Raw genomic sequence first — 14833 nt, 5'->3', positions numbered from 1 at the left:
TAAGAGACAGCGGCCTGCTGCCGCTACTCCTTGTGCTGACCGCCGCGGTCGGCGCCTGCGCCTCCCGCCCCGACCCGGGCGAACAGGCAGAAGCCGAAGCCCGGCGTTTCGCCGAGCGCGGCTACCATCCGGAACGCAATCTGCCGGTCACCCGCCGCGACGCCCATGTCGGCGACGAACACGGGGGCATGGACCTCAGCCTGGATTGCCCCGTCACGCCCGGCCGCTATCCGCTGGTGATCTACCTGCCCGGCCTGGGCGAAACCGCCCGCGCCGCGCCGCTGTGGCGCACCACCTGGGCACAGGCCGGCTACGCGGTGCTGGGCATGCAGCGGCAAGCCGACGGGCCACAGGTGTGGTCCTCGCCGGATGCCCGCCGCGGCGCCTTCGACCAGCTCGCCCGCAGCCGCTTCGGCGGCGCGCAGCTGGCCGAGCGCAGCGAGGCGGTGCGCCGCACGCTGGAGGCCATCCGCCGGCAGGCTGCCGCCGAGGGCAAGGACGGCGGCATGTACGCCTGCGTGGATACCTCGCGCATCGCGGTGGTCGGCTTCGAACTGGGCGCGCAGACCGCGCTGGCGCTGGCCGGCGAGCGCTACCGCGAAAGCCGCGCGGCGGCAGGCGGCGACGCCGCTGCGGACGGCCGCGAACCGGCCACCCTGCCCGGCCTGACCGCGGTGGCGGTGTTCAGCCCGTATGTGAACATGGCCGCCGGCGGCCTCAGCGAGCGCTACCGCGACATCCTCGCCCCAACGCTGGTGGTGACCGGCGACGCCGACGAGGACCGCTACGGGCTGGGCATCACCCCCACGGTGCGCCAGGCACCCTTCCGCTACATGCCGGAGGGCAACAAATTCCAGCTGGTACTGAATGCCGGCAATTACACCCTGCTGAGCGGCGCCGATGCCCCCAGCCGCGAGGAAGGCCAGGGCGGCGGCGATCGTCTGCGCCCGGTGATCGCAGTGCAGGCGGTGAGCACCGCCTTCCTGGACGCCACCTTGCGGCAAGACAGCATCGCCGGCGAGTGGCTGGCGCGCAATGGCGTGCGCTGGGTGGAGCCGGTCGGGTCGCTGCACCTGAAATGATCGGTAACATAACCGTCACCCGAACGGAGGACCTCCGCGCGGTTTGCTACGGTGCAACATGATAGATTCATCGGCTTTCCAGCCCCCGACCTTGGAAAGCCAGTGAGTCTCACATGGACAGCCGATCTCGATACCGGGATCGCGGTCATAGATGACCAGCACCGCAGACTGGTCGATTACGTCAATCAGCTCGAAACCGTCCACAGCAAGGGTGACCTTCCCACCGTGGGCCATGTGCTGGACGACCTCGTCGATTACACCCTCTCCCACTTCGCCTTCGAAGAGACCCTGCTGGAGGAATCCGGCTACGCCTACCTGAAGGCGCACAAGCGGGTGCATCAGCTCTTCACCCGCCGGGTGGAGGAGTACCGCGAGCGCTTCAAGCGCGGCGAAGACGTCAGCGCCGAGATCCATCGCCTGCTCAGCAGCTGGTTGCTCAATCACATCAAGCACGACGACGCCGACTACGTCGCCACCGTCAGCCCGCAGATCAAGGACACGCTGGACGAGCAGAAGAATGCCGGCTGGCTGGCGCGGACGCTGGGCCGCTTCTTCTGAAGCCCCAGGCCCCGGCGCCGCCGGCCATGCCAGCCACTTAAGCCAGGCTTAAGCTCCGTTCCCTAGGCTGGATCGCATTCCCTTCAAGGAGGCGATCCATGCCCAAGCTCCCCCGTCCAACCCCGCTGCTCACCCTGCTGCTGGGCCTGCTGCCCCTGCACGCCGGCGCGCAGTCGGCTGCCGGCCTGCTCGACCGCTACAGCGAGGAAGCGCGCCGCGAGGCACCCGCCTACGCCGCCTCGGCGGCGCGCGGCAACGCTCTCTTCCACCAGCGCGGCAAGGACGACTGGCGCTGCGCCGGCTGTCATACCGACAAGCCGGTAGCCGCCGGCCGCCATCTCGTCACCGGCAAGCCGATCGCGCCGCTCGCCCCTGCCGCCAACCCGGAGCGCTTCACCGACGCCGCCCGGGCGGAGAAATGGTTCCGCCGCAACTGCACGGATGTCTTCGAGCGCCCCTGCAGCGCCGCGGAGAAAGGCGACCTCCTCGCCTATCTGCTGGAGCAGCGGCCATGAGGCGCGCCCTTCTTCTCCCTGGCCTGCTCGCCCTGGCGGCCGGCCCCGGGCTGGCCGGCGACCTCGTTTCGCCGCCCTCGCCCGAGTATCGCGAGGAATGCGGCAGCTGCCATGTGGCCTACCCGCCGCGCCTGCTCGACGGCGCAGCCTGGGCCCGGGTGATGGCCGGGCTCGCCGAGCACTTCGGCACCGACGCCAGCCTGGAACCCGCCAGCCGCGACCGGCTCGCCGCCTACCTCGCCGCCCGGGCGGCCCCCTCCCGCGGCAACGAAAGCGCCCCGCCGCGCCCGGATACGCCGCGGATCACCACCAGCGCCTGGTTCCTGCGCAAGCACCGCGATGGCCACGACGGCCTCCACGCCGCACTGTGGCGAACCCCGGCGGTCGGCAGCCCGGCCAACTGCGGCGCCTGCCACCGCGCCGCCGCCGAGGGCCGCTATGGCGAACACGAAATCCAGCTACCCGTCTCCACCGGAGCCTCTTCCCGATGAAAACCACCACTTCCCCCCTCGCCGACACGCGCGGCGGCAATATCCGCGTCTGGGACCTTCCCACCCGCATCTTCCATTGGCTGCTCGTACTCTCCTTCGCTGGCGCCTGGCTCACCGCCGAAAGCGAGCGCTACCGCGACGTCCACCTCATGTTCGGCTACACCGTCGCCGGGCTGCTGCTGTTCCGCATCATCTGGGGCTTCGCCGGCAGCCGCTGGGCACGCTTCTCCTCCTTCCTGTTCCCGCCGTCCCGGCTCGCCGACTATCTCCACTCTCTGCGCACCCTGCGGCCGCAACACCACGCCGGCCACAATCCGCTCGGCGCGCTGGCGGTGTTCCTGCTGCTCGGCCTGGGCCTGGCGACCGCCGCCTGCGGTTTTGCCACCTACCAGGAACTCGGCGGAAAATGGCTGAAGGAAGTGCATGAGGCCGGCGCCCAGCTGATGCTGGCCATAGTGATCGTGCATGTGCTGGGCGTTATCGTCAGCAGCCTGCTGCACCGCGAGAACCTGGCGCGCGCCATGGTCACCGGCAGCAAGCGCGGCCGGCCGGACGAAGGCATCGCCAGCCGCCACGCGGTGGCCGGCGTGCTGCTGCTGGTGGCGGTGCTCGCGTTCTGGAGCGCCGACCGCGCCGGCTGGCTGGGCGCGCCGGTGGTGGCGGAGCCGACGCACGCCGCGCATCAGGCCAGGGATTGAGGAGGAAAGATGCGGGTCCTGGTGGTGGAGGACGACAAACTGCTCGGCGACGCGCTGCAGGCCGGCTTGACCCAGGCCGGCTTCGTCGTCGCCTGGGTCACTGACGGCATCGCCGCCGAGACCGCGCTCGCCGGCGCGCTTGCCGCGGATTTTGCCGCCCTGGTCCTGGACCTCGGCCTGCCGCGCCGCGACGGCCTCGCGGTACTCGGCCGCCTGCGCGCGCAAGGCAGCCGCCTGCCGGTGCTGATCCTGACCGCCCGCGACACGGTGGATGACCGCATCGCCGGTCTCGACGCCGGAGCCGACGACTATCTCCTCAAACCCTTCGACATGGGCGAACTCGCCGCCCGCCTGCGCGCACTCATACGCCGCGCCGAGGGCCATCCCGCCCCCCGGCTGGCCCTGTCCGGCGTGGAGCTGGACCCGGCCGCCCACACCGTCACCGTCGACGGCCGGCCGGTGGAGCTGGCGGCCAAGGAGTTCGCCCTGCTGCATGCCCTCATGCTCAAGCCCGGCCGCGTGCTGTCGCGCGCCCAGCTGGAGCAGCAGCTTTACACCTGGGGCGAGGAGACCGGCAGCAACACCATAGAGGTCTACATCCACCACCTGCGCCGCAAGCTCGGGCGGGAACTCATCCACACCATACGCGGCGTGGGCTACCTGGCGCGGGGAGACTGAAACCGCCATGCGCCTCGCCTCGATCAAGAGCCGCATCACCGCGATCACCATCGTCCTGGTCGGCATCGCCTGGCTCGTCGCCGCCCAGCTCACCTGGATGGAGGCCAGGCACGAGGCCGAGGAACTGCTGGACGCCCACCTGGTGCAGACGGCCTCGCTCCTGCTCGCCCAGGCCGGGAGCGCCGGCGGCCTGGGCGAGCCCGCCGCGGTGGACGAAGAACACGCGCCGCAGCTGCATCGCTATGCGCGCCGCGTCGCCTTCCAGGTGTGGGCGAACGGGCAGCTGCGCCTGCACTCCGCCAATGCCCCGGCGACGCCGCTGTCATCGCGGCGGGAGGGCTTTTCCACCCAAAGCGTCGGCGACCACACCTGGCGGGTGTTCTCCTCCACCGCTGCGGCCGGCGGGCTGATGGTGCAAGTGGGCGAGCGCAGCGCCCGGCGCGACAAGCTGGCCCGGGGCTTCGCCGCCGGCCTGCTGTGGCCCCTGCTGCTCACCCTGCCGCTGCTGGCGGTGCTGCTGTGGCTGGCCGTGCGCCACGGCATGCGCCCGCTGCTGCGTATCGCCGGCGAGCTGGGCGAACGCTCGCCCGACCGCCTCGAACGCCTGTCCGAGGCAGACCTTCCCGCCGAAGTCGCGCCCCTGGTCGCGCGGCTGAACAGCCTGTTCGAACGGGTGGAACGCAGCCTGGAGAACGAGCGCCGCTTCACCGCGGATGCCGCCCATGAGCTGCGCACCCCGCTCGCCGCCCTGCGCGCCCAGGCCCAGGTCGCCCTCGGCGCCAGCGACGACAGCGCGCGGCGGCACGCGTTGGAGCAGTTGCTGTCCGGCTGCGACCGCATGAGCCGGCTGGTGGCCCAGTTGCTCACGCTGGCCCGCGCCGACGCCGTGCAGGCCACGGCCTTCACCCCGCTGGAGCTCGATGCACTGCTGCGCCAGGCCGTGGGCGAAGCCGCCGATGGCGCGCTCGCCAAAGGCCAGGAGATCGGCCTCGACACCAGCAGCCTCGACACCGATGGCCCCGCCACCATGCACGGCAACCCTGCCTGGCTGGCGATCCTGCTGCGCAACCTGCTCGACAACGCCGTGCGCTATACGCCGCGGGGCGGATCGGTGCAGGTCGCCCTCCGCGCCGATGGGCCGGACTGGCTGCTGACGGTGGAGGACAGCGGCCCCGGCGTTCCCGCCGACGAACTGCAGCGCCTGGGCCAGCGCTTCTGGCGCCGGCTGGAGAGCGCCGGCGAGGAAGGCAGCGGCCTGGGCCTGTCCATCGCCGCCCGCATCGTGGAACGCCACCACGGCAGCTTGCGCTTCGGCCCCCGCGGCAGCCCGCCCGGCCACGGCCTGCGGGTGGAACTGCGCCTCCCGCGCAGCCGCCCGGCATGCGTCAGCCCTGCCTTCCAACCCATCGCCGCCCGGACGCCCCGCACATGAGTCCTTCCCTGAAACCCTACGCCTGGCTCTCGGTCGCCGCCGCCCTCGCCACCATCGTGCTGAAGGGCGCGGCCTGGTGGTTCACCGGCTCCGTCGGTCTGCTCTCCGATGCGCTGGAATCGCTGGTCAACCTCGCCGGTGCGCTGATGGCGCTGACCATGCTGAGCGTGGCTGAAACGCCGGCCGACGCCCGCCACAGCTATGGCCACGGCAAGGCGGAATACTTTTCCAGCGCTTTCGAGGGCGCGCTGATCCTGCTGGCGGCCGGCGGCATCGGCTACGCCGCGGTGCAGCGCCTGCTGCAGCCGCAGCCGCTGGAGGCGGTGGATGTCGGCCTGGCGATCTCGGTGCTGGCCTCGGTGATCAACCTGCTCACCGCCCGCGTGCTGATGCGGGTGGGCAAGGCCCACCACTCCATCACCCTGGAGGCAGATGCCCACCACCTGATGACGGACGTATGGACCTCGGCCGGCGTCATCCTCGGCGTCGCCCTCGCCTGGTCCAGCGGCTGGCTGTGGCTGGACCCGGCCATCGCCCTGCTGGTCGCCGCCAACATCGTGTGGACCGGCTGGAGGCTGCTGGAACGCTCCACCGCCGGGCTGATGGACGTTGCCCTCCCCGACGCCGAACTGGCCGCGCTGGAGCGGGCGCTGGACGGCTTCCGCGCCCACGGCCTGGCCTTCCACGCCCTGCGTACCCGCCAGGCCGGCAGCCGCGCCTTCGTCAGCCTGCATGTGCTGGTGCCCGGCCAATGGACGGTGCAGACCGGCCACGACTGGGCAGAACGCATCGAGGCGGCCTTGCGCGCCGCCGTGCCGCGCGCCCACGTCACCACCCACCTGGAGCCGCTGGAGGATCCCGCCTCCCTGGCCGACGCGACGCTGGACCGCCCCCCGTCCACCTGAGGCGCAGCCGGGGTCCTGCCGGCCCGCCAGTGCACGCCCGGCCGGCGAGGACAATATCCGGTTCTTTATATCGGTTATCCAGACATCCCCGCCCGCACGCGGCGCGAGGCTTCTAGACTGGAGGCCGATACGAATGAACAGGAATTGCCGCCATGGGCAGACTCACCACCCACGTGCTCGACACCGCCCTCGGCCGCCCCGGCCAGGGCATTCCGGTGTCCGTCTTCCGCCTGGAGGCCGGCGGCGAACGCCGCCTGCTCGCCAGCACGCTGACCAACGCCGACGGCCGCTGCGACGCCCCCTTGCTGGAAGGCGAGGCCTTCGCCGCCGGCCGCTACGAGCTGGTGTTCGACACCACCGCCTATTTCCGCAAGGCCCCCGGCGGCGCCGAGCTGCCCGACCCGCCCTTCGTCGGCGAGGTGGTGCTGCGTTTCGGCATCGCCGAGGCCGGCCAGCACTACCACGTGCCGCTGCTGGTCTCGCCGTGGAGCTACTCCACCTACCGCGGCAGTTGAGCCGGCGCCCCAAATGGAAAGCTATCTCCTCGACTGGGCCAATCTGCTGGTCCGCTGGCTGCACCTGATCGCCGGCATCGCCTGGATAGGCGCCTCCTTCTACTTCGTCATGCTGGACACCTCGCTGAAGCCGCCGAAGAAAGCGGCGGACAAGCAGCGCGGCGTGTTCGGCGAGCTATGGGCGGTGCATGGCGGCGGCTTCTACTGCAGCCAGAAATTCCTCACCGGCCCGCAGGGCGAGCCGCTGTCGCAGGACCTGCACTGGTCCAAGTGGGAGGCCTACACCACCTGGCTGTCCGGCATGGGCATGCTGGCCATCGTCTATTGGGCCGGCGCCTCCTCCTACCTGATAGACCGCAACGTGATGGCGCTGACGCCGCCGGCCGCCATCGCCATCTCCATCGGCTTCCTCGCCGCCGGCTGGGTGGTCTACGACCTGCTCTGCCGCCTGCTGGTCGGCCGCGACACGCTGCTGGCCGGGCTGATCTTCGTGCTGGTGGTGTTCGCCGACTGGGCGCTGCACCAGGTGTTCTCCGCCCGCGCCGCCTACCTGCACGTAGGCGCGGTGCTGGGCACCATCATGGCGGCCAATGTCTTCGTCCACATCATCCCCGGCCAGAAGCGCATGGTGGCGCAGATACGCGCCGGCCAGCCGGTGGACCCGCGCCCCGGCCAGATCGGCAAGCAGCGCTCGGTGCACAACACCTATTTCACCCTGCCGGTGCTGTTCACCATGATCAGCAACCACTACCCGATGACCTACAGCCATGCCAACGGCTGGCTGGTGCTGGTGGTGATGATGGCCGCCGGCGTGCTGATACGGCAGTTCTTCGTGCTGCGCCACCGCGGCCAGGTGAAGTGGTGGCTGCCGGCCAGCGGCGTCGCCCTGCTGGCGCTGTTGATGGTGCTGATGGCGCCGGAAAAGGTGGATGCCGGCGGCGACAAGGTGGCCTTCGCCCAGGTGAAGCAGGTGATGGACCAGCGCTGCATCGCCTGCCATGCCGCCCAGCCCACCTACGAGGGCTTCATCCAGCCGCCCAAGGGCGTGCTGCTGCAGACACCGGGGGAGATCGGCCAGCACGCCGCCAAGATCGCCGAGACGGTGGCCAGCGGCTACATGCCGCTGGGCAACCTCACCCACATCACCGACGAGGAACGCCGCCTGATCGCCACCTGGCACGCCCAGGGCGCCCGGCTCGCCGACTGACACGGCACGCAACACGCTGCAGAAGCGCTTCTGGCCGCCAGCTGGCGGCCAGCGGCAGATCCACGTTCACACCAGAGTCCTCCATGATGACCGCCGCCCTCCCCACCGCCCAGAAGCTCGCGGACCTCTCCGCGCTGGACTGCGCCGCCTTCTCCAGCCAGCTGGGCGGCATCTTCGAGCACTCGCCCTGGGTCGCCGAGCGTGCCTGGGCCGCCCGCCCCTTCACCAGCGTGGACGCGCTGCACCAGGCCATGGTCGCCGCCATGCTGGGCGCCGGGCGCGCCGAGCAGTTGGCGCTCATCCGCGCCCACCCGGAACTGGCCGGCAAGGAAGCCGCCGCCGGCACCCTCACCCGGGCCTCCACCGGCGAGCAGCAAGGCGCCGGCCTGGACCGCTGCACCGCCGACGAGCTGCAGCGCCTGCGCAGCCTCAACGCCGCCTATCGCTCCCGCTTCGGCTTTCCCTTCGTGATCGCGGTGAAGGGACGCAGCCGCCACCAGATCATGGATATCATCGAGGCCCGCCTCGGCAACGACGCCGAAGCCGAATTCCGTACCTGCCTGGATGAAATCGCCAAGATCGCCCGCTTCCGCCTCGACGCCCTGCTCGGCGCCGCCTGAAGCCCGCCCGGAGACGCGCCCATGAGCTCCCCCGCCTCGCCTGCCCCATCCTCCGGCTACCCGCGCGACCTCGTCGGCTACGGCCGCAACCCGCCGCACGCCAACTGGCCCGGCCGCGCCCGGGTGGCGGTGCAGTTCGTGCTCAACTACGAGGAAGGCGGCGAGAACTCGGTGCTGCATGGCGACGCCGGCAGCGAGCAGTTCCTGTCGGAGATGTTCAACCCGGCCAGCTACCCGGACCGCCACCTGTCGATGGAGTCCATCTACGAATACGGCTCCCGCGTCGGCGTGTGGCGCTTCCTGCGCGAGTTCGAACGCCGCGGCCTGCCGATGACCATCTTCGGCGTGGCGATGGCGCTGCAGCGCCACCCGGAAGTCACCGCCGCCTTCCAGGAACTGGGCCACGAAATCGCCTGCCACGGCCTGCGCTGGATCCACTACCAGAACACGCCGGAGGCGGAGGAACGCGAGCACATGCGCCTGGGCATGGAGATCATCCAGCGCCTCACCGGCGAGCGCCCGCTGGGCTGGTACACCGGCCGCGACTCGCCCAACACCCGGCGCCTGGTGGCCGACCACGGCGGCTTCCTGTACGACTCCGACTACTACGGCGACGACCTGCCGTTCTGGACCGAGGTGCGCAAGACCGACGGCAGCCAGGTGCCGCACCTGGTGGTGCCCTACACCCTGGACACCAACGACATGCGCTTCGCCCTGCCGCAGGGCTTCTCCCACGGCGACGAATTCTTCCAGTACCTGCGCGACACCTTCGACCTGATGTACGAAGAAGGCGAGGAGCGCCCGGCGATGATGAGCGTGGGCATGCACTGCCGCCTGCTCGGCCGCCCCGGCCGCTTCCGCGCCCTGCAACGCTTCCTCGACCACATCGAGCGCCACGACCGGGTGTGGATCTGCCGCCGGGTGGACATCGCCCGCCACTGGATCGAACATCACCCCCACAAGAAACAGCCCTGAACACGGATACCCCATGAGCACCCAGAGCATCATCGTTGCCCCCGCCGCCGACCTGCCCGACTGGGCCCGCCGCTCGGTGGACCTCGCCAACCCGCGCATCGGCGCCCGCGCGCTGCACGCCTCGGACGACTTCTTCGCCGAGGTGTCGCGCATGCTCAACCCCGATCCGGCGGTCTTCATCCCGGGCAAGTACGACGACAACGGCAAGTGGATGGACGGCTGGGAGACCCGCCGCAAGCGCACCACCGGTCACGACTGGTGCCTGCTCAAGCTCGGCCGCCGCGGCATCATCCGCGGCTTCGACGTGGATACCTCCCACTTCACCGGCAATTACGCGCCGGCGGTGTCCATCGAAGCCACCGTGTCCGACAGCGACGACGTCGCCACGCTGAAGGCGGCGCAATGGACCGAGATCCTGCCCTCGGTCTCGCTCGGCGCCAGCGCCCATCACCTGTTCGCCATCGCCAGCCAGGAAGCCTGGACCCACCTGCGGGTGAACATCTACCCGGACGGCGGCATCGCCCGCCTGCGGGTGTACGGCCAGCCGGTCGGCGCCTTCGACAACCCCAACCTCACCTACGACCTCGCCGCCATGGAAAACGGCGGCCGCGCGGTCGCCTGGAACGACTCCCACTACGGCTCGGTATCCAACCTGCTGCTGCCCGACCGCGGCCGCGACATGGGCGACGGCTGGGAAACCCGCCGCCGCCGCGAGCCGGGCAACGACTGGTGCATCGTCCAGCTCGGCGCCGCCGGCACGCTGGAAAAGATCGAGATCGACACCGCCCACTTCAAGGGCAACTACCCGGACCGCTGCTCCATACAGGGCGCCTTCATGGCCGGCGGCACCGATCAGTCGGTGGTCACCCAGAGCATGTTCTGGCCCTTCATCCTGCCGGAGCAGCCGCTGTCGATGGACGCCATCCACACCTTCGTCGGCGAGATCGCCGCGCATGGCCCCATCACCCATGTGCGCATCAACGTCATCCCCGATGGCGGCCTGTCGCGGGTACGGCTGTGGGGCAAGGTGAAGGAATGAGCACCGCCGCCGGGCTGACGCTGCGCACCGCCGAACCCCTCAGCCGCGAGGCCTTCGCTCCCTTCGGCGACGTCATCCAGGCGGAGGGCGCGGCGCGCCACTACACCATCAACGGCGGCAACACCGAGCGCTTCCACGACCTCGCCGCGGTGGAACCGGGGGCGGACGGCCGCGCCATCGTCTCTATTTTCCGCGGCCAACCGCGCGCCCTGCCCTTCCGGGTGGAGATGATGGAGCGCCACCCGCTCGCCAGCCAGGCCTTCATGCCGCTGTCCGGCCGCCCCTACCTGGTGGTGGTGGCGCCGCCCGGCGCGGCGCCCACCGCAGCCGACCTGCGGGTGTTCATCGCCAGCGCCGAACAAGGCGTGAACTACGCCCCCGGCGTCTGGCACCACCCGCTGCTGGCGCTGGACGCGGTGTGCGATTTCCTCGTCGTGGACCGCGCCGGCCCTGGCCACAACTGCGACGAAGTGGAACTGCCCGAAGCCCTGCTGATCGACCTCCCCCGCTGAACGGACTGCTTCGCGGCTGGCCGCCCTGAATGGGTGGGTAGCCGTAAAGCATTTCCTCTCTTCGCCCGTTAATGTCACGGAAGATGCCGGAAAACACCGGCACACATCCGCGTCGGACAAGAGGGGAGATCAATGAAGCTGTTCGGAAAGAAGCCACACGACACCACCGGCGCCGCCACCTTCCAGTGCCGCGCCGCAGAACTGCCGGCGGCGTTGGCGCAGCTCAGGCTGCAGCCCACCTTCATCACCGCCTACGTTTCCCCCTACCTGGACATAGACCGGGTGGCGCGCGAGATCGGCCAGCGCTTTCCCGGCACGCCCATGGTCGCCTGTACCACCGCCGGCGAGCTATGCGGCGGCGAGGGCTCGCTCTACTGCCCCACCGGCAACCAGTGGGACCGGGTGGTGGTGCAGTGCTTCGACGCCAGCCTGGTCGCCCGCGCCCAGGTGGTCTCCATTTCGCTCGCCAGCGAGGATCTGCGCGGCGGCGGCAAGCCGATGGAGGTGGAACAGCGCATCGCCCGCCTCAGCGCCAACATCCGCGCGGCCCAGGTCGGCATGGAGATCGACCACCGCGACACCTTCGCCTTCGTGCTGTTCGACGGCCTCTCCGCCTCCGAATCCTTCTTCATGGAGGCGCTGTACGAATCCGGCCGCTTCCCCTGCCTCTTCGTCGGCGGCTCCGCCGGCGGCAAGCTGGACTTCAGCGGCACCGCGGTGCATGACGGCCAGCGCCGGCTGGAGAACCACGCCACCGTCGCCTTCATCAAGGCCGCGTCCGGTGCCCGCTTCGGCGTGTTCAAGAGCCAGAACTTCGAGCCGGAAGCGCTCTCCTTCCATGTGCTCAGCGCCTCGGTGGAGAAGCGCTACGTCGGCCAGGTCATCACCCGCAGCGGCCGCATCATGTCCATGATCGACGCCCTGTGCGAGGCGCTGGATTGCGCGCCGGCCGCGCTGGAGCAGAAGCTGGCGGACCACTCCTTCGCCATCCGCGTCGGCGAGGAGCTGTTCGTGCGCTCCATCTCCCGCATCGACCTCGAAAGCGGGCTGGTGCACTTCTACTGCGACGTCGCCTCCGGCGAGGAGATCGTGCTGGTGCGCCGCACCGGCTTCGTCCAGCACACCCAGCGCGACCTGCAGCGCTTCCTCCAAGGCAAGCCGGGCACGCCGGTGGCCGGCATCCTCAACGACTGCATCCTGCGCCGGCTCTACAACGAGCGCGAACTGGCCGGCAGCGCCAGCCTGCTGCCGCAGACCCAGCTCGCCGGCTTCTCCACCTTCGGCGAAATCCTCGGCCTCAACCTCAACCAGACGCTCACCGCGGTGTTCTTCTTCCGCGTCGCCCCCGGCCAGCCCTTCATCGACGAATACGTGGACAACTTCGTCGCCCACTACGGCGAGTTCAAGGCCTTCTTCCTGCGCCGGCGCATCGGCAAGCTGGCCGGGCTGTCGCGCGCCATGGTGCAGCAGATACAGCACTACAAGGCCCAGCGCTTCGACGAAACCCTGAACCCCGGCGATTTCGACGGCAGCTATGCCGACGTGGTGGTCGGCCTGAACGACCTCGGCGCCACGCTGGAACACGCCCACCGCCTGCGCGAGGACACCTCGCTGCAGCTGGAGAGCTGCGCCAGCGATCTCTACACCTCGGTGGACAGCCTCACCAGCCAGCTGGACGAGCAGGAAGCGGTGATACGCGGTGCCGGCGAGACCGTCGCCAGCCTCACCGGCCAGGCAGAAGAAGTGGCCGGCAGCGCCCGCGCCCTGGCCCATGCCAGCGGCCGTATCCAGGGCGTGGTGCAGATCATCCAGCAGATCGCCGACCAGACCAATCTGCTGGCCCTGAACGCCGCCATCGAAGCCGCCCGCGCCGGCGACACCGGCCGCGGCTTCGCGGTGGTGGCGGACGAGGTGCGCAAGCTGGCGGAGAAATCGCGCAGCAGCGCTGGCGAGATCGGCAGCGACATCGCCACCCTGGCGGCCGACATCAACCGCGTCGCCCAGGCCATCGAGGCCCAGTCCAGCGGCGTCGCCGAGCTATCCGGCACGCTGTCCTCGGTGCAGTCCTTCGGCGGCCGCAACGCCCAGGCCGCCGCCCACACCAAGTCGGTCGCCGACACCCTGCGCAACCTCACCCAGCACGGAGCAAGCTAGCAGCGCCGGGGCCGCGGCAGGGCGTACCGGCTTGAAGGCAGGCCCGAGGGCGGCAGCAACAGCGCCGCAACGGTTTTCGCCCGCCGGCGGAAGGGGGGAAGAGGCAGTATCCGGCCAACCACGGGCTCCCCTCGCCCCAGCCCCGGCCAGCGGGAGGGAGCAAGGCATCGGCTGAGGACCAGCGGGAACGCAGCGTCTCGCGCCTCGCCTCCTGGCCTTGCACCCCTGCGGCAAAGCCCTGAGGCAAAGCGCCTCTCAAGACCCCGCAGCCGCCGCGGCCTCGGCCTGCCGCGCCAAGCGCTGCCCCCGCCAGGCCGACCACAAGCTCGAAAAAGCCAGCGCGGCGCAGATCAGGCCCATGCCCCCCAACTCGGCGCTGCTGGGCCGCTCCCCCAGTTCCAGCCAGCCTGCGAGCACACCGATCAAGGGAATGCCCAACGCGGAGAGGCCCGCCATGCCGGCGGAAAGATGCTGCAGCACATACAGCCACAGCAACCAGGCGAAGCCGGTGGCGAGCAGTGCGGTGAAGCCCAGTGCGAAGAAAAAGTACGGCGCCGGGGTGATGGGCCGGGAAGGCAGCGCCATCGCTACCAGGCACAGGGCCAGCGCGCCGAACAGCATCTGCCAGGCAGTCAGCGCCAGCAGGTCCATTTCCACTTCGCGCCGTATCCGTTTCGCCACCACGGTGGCCAGTGCCCAGGCCAGGCCGCCCCCCAGCGCCAGCAGGCTGGCGAGCGGGCTGCCGCGCATGGACCACGGCTCCAGCACCAGCAGCAAACCCAGCGCGGCGGTGGCGATGGCAATCCACTGCACCCGCCGCACCCGCTCGCCCAGCAGCGCCCAGGCCAGCGGCAGCAACCAGAAGGGCATGGTGTAGACCAGCACCGCCGTCTTGCCGGCGCCGCCGGAAACCAGCGCCCATTGCACCAGGCCGGTGAAGGCGGCGGTCTGCAGCAGGCCGAGCAGCATCACCCGCCGCGGCGCGCGCAGCCGCATCGGCCGGCGTGCGGCCACCAGCACCAGGAACAGCGCGGTGGCACCCAGCAAGGTGCGGATGGCGGAGAAATCGAAGGGGTCCGCATAGGGCACCACCTTCTTCATCACCACCCAGTTGTAGCCCCAGATGAGGGCCATGACGACGAGGGCGATCATCGCCCGCGATTGGGAACCGAGAGACTTCAACACCACTCCTGGGAAGCCCGCCGGGCGAAGGCCGGCGGAAGGCGACATTGCACCCGCAGGGCAGGGGGAATGGCTTGACGTGGGTCAAGCAAGCGCCGGCGGGGGCGCGATTTGACGTGAAACCGCGCACGCCTGCAAGCACGCCGCCACCCGCACCTGGCACCTGGCACCTGGCCGGCGGCGGGCTCCGCCCTCCAGAGGCCTCCCCGCAGAGCGCCCTGTGCCTCCGCTCCCTCCGGGTCCCACCTTCACTTCGCCCCTGTTCAGCCC

Annotated in this window: 16 protein-coding genes; 15 read left to right on the top strand and 1 reads right to left on the bottom strand. The window is 70.3% G+C overall.

Translation table 11 applies throughout. From position 1 onward, the window contains the following. From GRF61_RS19885 to GRF61_RS25105, 15 genes are all read left to right on the top strand, one after another. Positions 1 to 1082: hypothetical protein (locus GRF61_RS19885; RefSeq protein ID WP_169152367.1), on the top strand; the 1082-nt coding region annotated here is incomplete at its 5' end. 102 nt (positions 1083 to 1184) lie between these two features. Next, entirely contained in the window at positions 1185 to 1640 is a 456-nt protein-coding gene (locus tag GRF61_RS19880) for a bacteriohemerythrin (RefSeq protein ID WP_169152366.1), read from the top strand. Between the two features lie 98 nt (positions 1641 to 1738). After that, positions 1739 to 2155: a DUF1924 domain-containing protein gene (locus GRF61_RS19875; protein WP_169152365.1), complete on the top strand. Its 417-nt coding sequence runs from the start codon at positions 1739 to 1741 to the stop codon at positions 2153 to 2155. Further along, positions 2152 to 2646 (top strand): cytochrome C, encoded by a 495-nt coding sequence (locus GRF61_RS19870; protein WP_169152364.1) that lies wholly within the window; start codon positions 2152 to 2154, stop codon positions 2644 to 2646. The genes GRF61_RS19875 and GRF61_RS19870 overlap by 4 nt, the downstream gene beginning before the upstream one ends. Next, positions 2643 to 3344, top strand: coding sequence for a cytochrome b/b6 domain-containing protein (locus GRF61_RS19865; protein WP_169152363.1), 702 nt, complete (start codon positions 2643 to 2645; stop codon positions 3342 to 3344). Before GRF61_RS19870 ends, GRF61_RS19865 begins: the two co-directional genes overlap by 4 nt. Before the next feature lie 9 nt (positions 3345 to 3353). After that, complete coding sequence (locus GRF61_RS19860) at positions 3354 to 4022, top strand: response regulator (protein WP_169152362.1); 669 nt, start codon at positions 3354 to 3356, stop codon at positions 4020 to 4022. 7 nt (positions 4023 to 4029) lie between these two features. Beyond that, positions 4030 to 5454: an ATP-binding protein gene (locus tag GRF61_RS19855; protein ID WP_169152361.1), complete on the top strand. Its 1425-nt coding sequence runs from the start codon at positions 4030 to 4032 to the stop codon at positions 5452 to 5454. After that, positions 5451 to 6359, top strand: a complete 909-nt coding sequence (locus GRF61_RS19850) for a cation diffusion facilitator family transporter (RefSeq protein WP_169152360.1) — start codon at positions 5451 to 5453, stop codon at positions 6357 to 6359. The genes GRF61_RS19855 and GRF61_RS19850 overlap by 4 nt, the downstream gene beginning before the upstream one ends. A gap of 152 nt (positions 6360 to 6511) precedes the next feature. Continuing rightward, entirely contained in the window at positions 6512 to 6874 is a 363-nt protein-coding gene (gene uraH / locus GRF61_RS19845; RefSeq protein WP_169152359.1) for a hydroxyisourate hydrolase, read from the top strand. Positions 6875 to 6887: 13 nt separating this feature from the next. Beyond that, positions 6888 to 8081: a urate hydroxylase PuuD gene (locus GRF61_RS19840; protein WP_169152358.1), complete on the top strand. Its 1194-nt coding sequence runs from the start codon at positions 6888 to 6890 to the stop codon at positions 8079 to 8081. An 83-nt stretch (positions 8082 to 8164) separates the two neighbouring features. Beyond that, positions 8165 to 8701, top strand: coding sequence for a 2-oxo-4-hydroxy-4-carboxy-5-ureidoimidazoline decarboxylase (gene uraD, locus GRF61_RS19835; protein WP_169152357.1), 537 nt, complete (start codon positions 8165 to 8167; stop codon positions 8699 to 8701). Positions 8702 to 8722: 21 nt separating this feature from the next. Next, positions 8723 to 9676, top strand: a complete 954-nt coding sequence (puuE, locus tag GRF61_RS19830; protein ID WP_169152356.1) for an allantoinase PuuE — start codon at positions 8723 to 8725, stop codon at positions 9674 to 9676. Between the two features lie 13 nt (positions 9677 to 9689). Then, positions 9690 to 10715: an allantoicase gene (alc, locus tag GRF61_RS19825; RefSeq protein WP_169152355.1), complete on the top strand. Its 1026-nt coding sequence runs from the start codon at positions 9690 to 9692 to the stop codon at positions 10713 to 10715. Beyond that, positions 10712 to 11227: an ureidoglycolate lyase gene (locus tag GRF61_RS19820; protein ID WP_169152354.1), complete on the top strand. Its 516-nt coding sequence runs from the start codon at positions 10712 to 10714 to the stop codon at positions 11225 to 11227. Before alc ends, GRF61_RS19820 begins: the two co-directional genes overlap by 4 nt. Before the next feature lie 132 nt (positions 11228 to 11359). Continuing rightward, a complete protein-coding gene (locus GRF61_RS25105) occupies positions 11360 to 13381 on the top strand; it encodes a methyl-accepting chemotaxis protein (RefSeq protein WP_169152353.1) in 2022 nt (673 codons plus the stop codon). Between the two features lie 255 nt (positions 13382 to 13636). Here GRF61_RS25105 and GRF61_RS19810 read toward each other — a convergent pair whose 3' ends face one another. Beyond that, entirely contained in the window at positions 13637 to 14533 is an 897-nt protein-coding gene (locus GRF61_RS19810) for an EamA family transporter (RefSeq protein WP_169152368.1), read from the bottom strand. Positions 14534 to 14833: the final 300 nt, after the last annotated feature.

It is taken from the genome of Azoarcus sp. TTM-91 (assembly GCF_012911025.1).
GTDB lineage: Bacteria > Pseudomonadota > Gammaproteobacteria > Burkholderiales > Rhodocyclaceae > Azoarcus.
Note: the sequence above shows the minus strand (reverse complement) of the source record. Positions and strands in the feature narration are given on the sequence as shown.

Bases quoted from the DNA above. Each gene is read 5' to 3' on its own strand.
- puuE (WP_169152356.1), top strand. From the start codon at position 8,723: ATGAGCTCCCCCGCCTCGCCTGCCCCATCCTCCGGCTACCCGCGCGAC.
- GRF61_RS19850 (WP_169152360.1), top strand. From the start codon at position 5,451: ATGAGTCCTTCCCTGAAACCCTACGCCTGGCTCTCGGTCGCCGCCGCC.
- GRF61_RS19875 (WP_169152365.1), top strand. From the start codon at position 1,739: ATGCCCAAGCTCCCCCGTCCAACCCCGCTGCTCACCCTGCTGCTGGGC.
- GRF61_RS19870 (WP_169152364.1), top strand. From the start codon at position 2,152: ATGAGGCGCGCCCTTCTTCTCCCTGGCCTGCTCGCCCTGGCGGCCGGC.
- GRF61_RS19810 (WP_169152368.1), bottom strand. From the start codon at position 14,533: ATGATCGCCCTCGTCGTCATGGCCCTCATCTGGGGCTACAACTGGGTG.
- GRF61_RS19820 (WP_169152354.1), top strand. From the start codon at position 10,712: ATGAGCACCGCCGCCGGGCTGACGCTGCGCACCGCCGAACCCCTCAGC.
- GRF61_RS25105 (WP_169152353.1), top strand. From the start codon at position 11,360: ATGAAGCTGTTCGGAAAGAAGCCACACGACACCACCGGCGCCGCCACC.
- GRF61_RS19860 (WP_169152362.1), top strand. From the start codon at position 3,354: ATGCGGGTCCTGGTGGTGGAGGACGACAAACTGCTCGGCGACGCGCTG.
- GRF61_RS19855 (WP_169152361.1), top strand. From the start codon at position 4,030: ATGCGCCTCGCCTCGATCAAGAGCCGCATCACCGCGATCACCATCGTC.
- uraH (WP_169152359.1), top strand. From the start codon at position 6,512: ATGGGCAGACTCACCACCCACGTGCTCGACACCGCCCTCGGCCGCCCC.
- uraD (WP_169152357.1), top strand. From the start codon at position 8,165: ATGATGACCGCCGCCCTCCCCACCGCCCAGAAGCTCGCGGACCTCTCC.
- alc (WP_169152355.1), top strand. From the start codon at position 9,690: ATGAGCACCCAGAGCATCATCGTTGCCCCCGCCGCCGACCTGCCCGAC.
- GRF61_RS19840 (WP_169152358.1), top strand. From the start codon at position 6,888: ATGGAAAGCTATCTCCTCGACTGGGCCAATCTGCTGGTCCGCTGGCTG.
- GRF61_RS19865 (WP_169152363.1), top strand. From the start codon at position 2,643: ATGAAAACCACCACTTCCCCCCTCGCCGACACGCGCGGCGGCAATATC.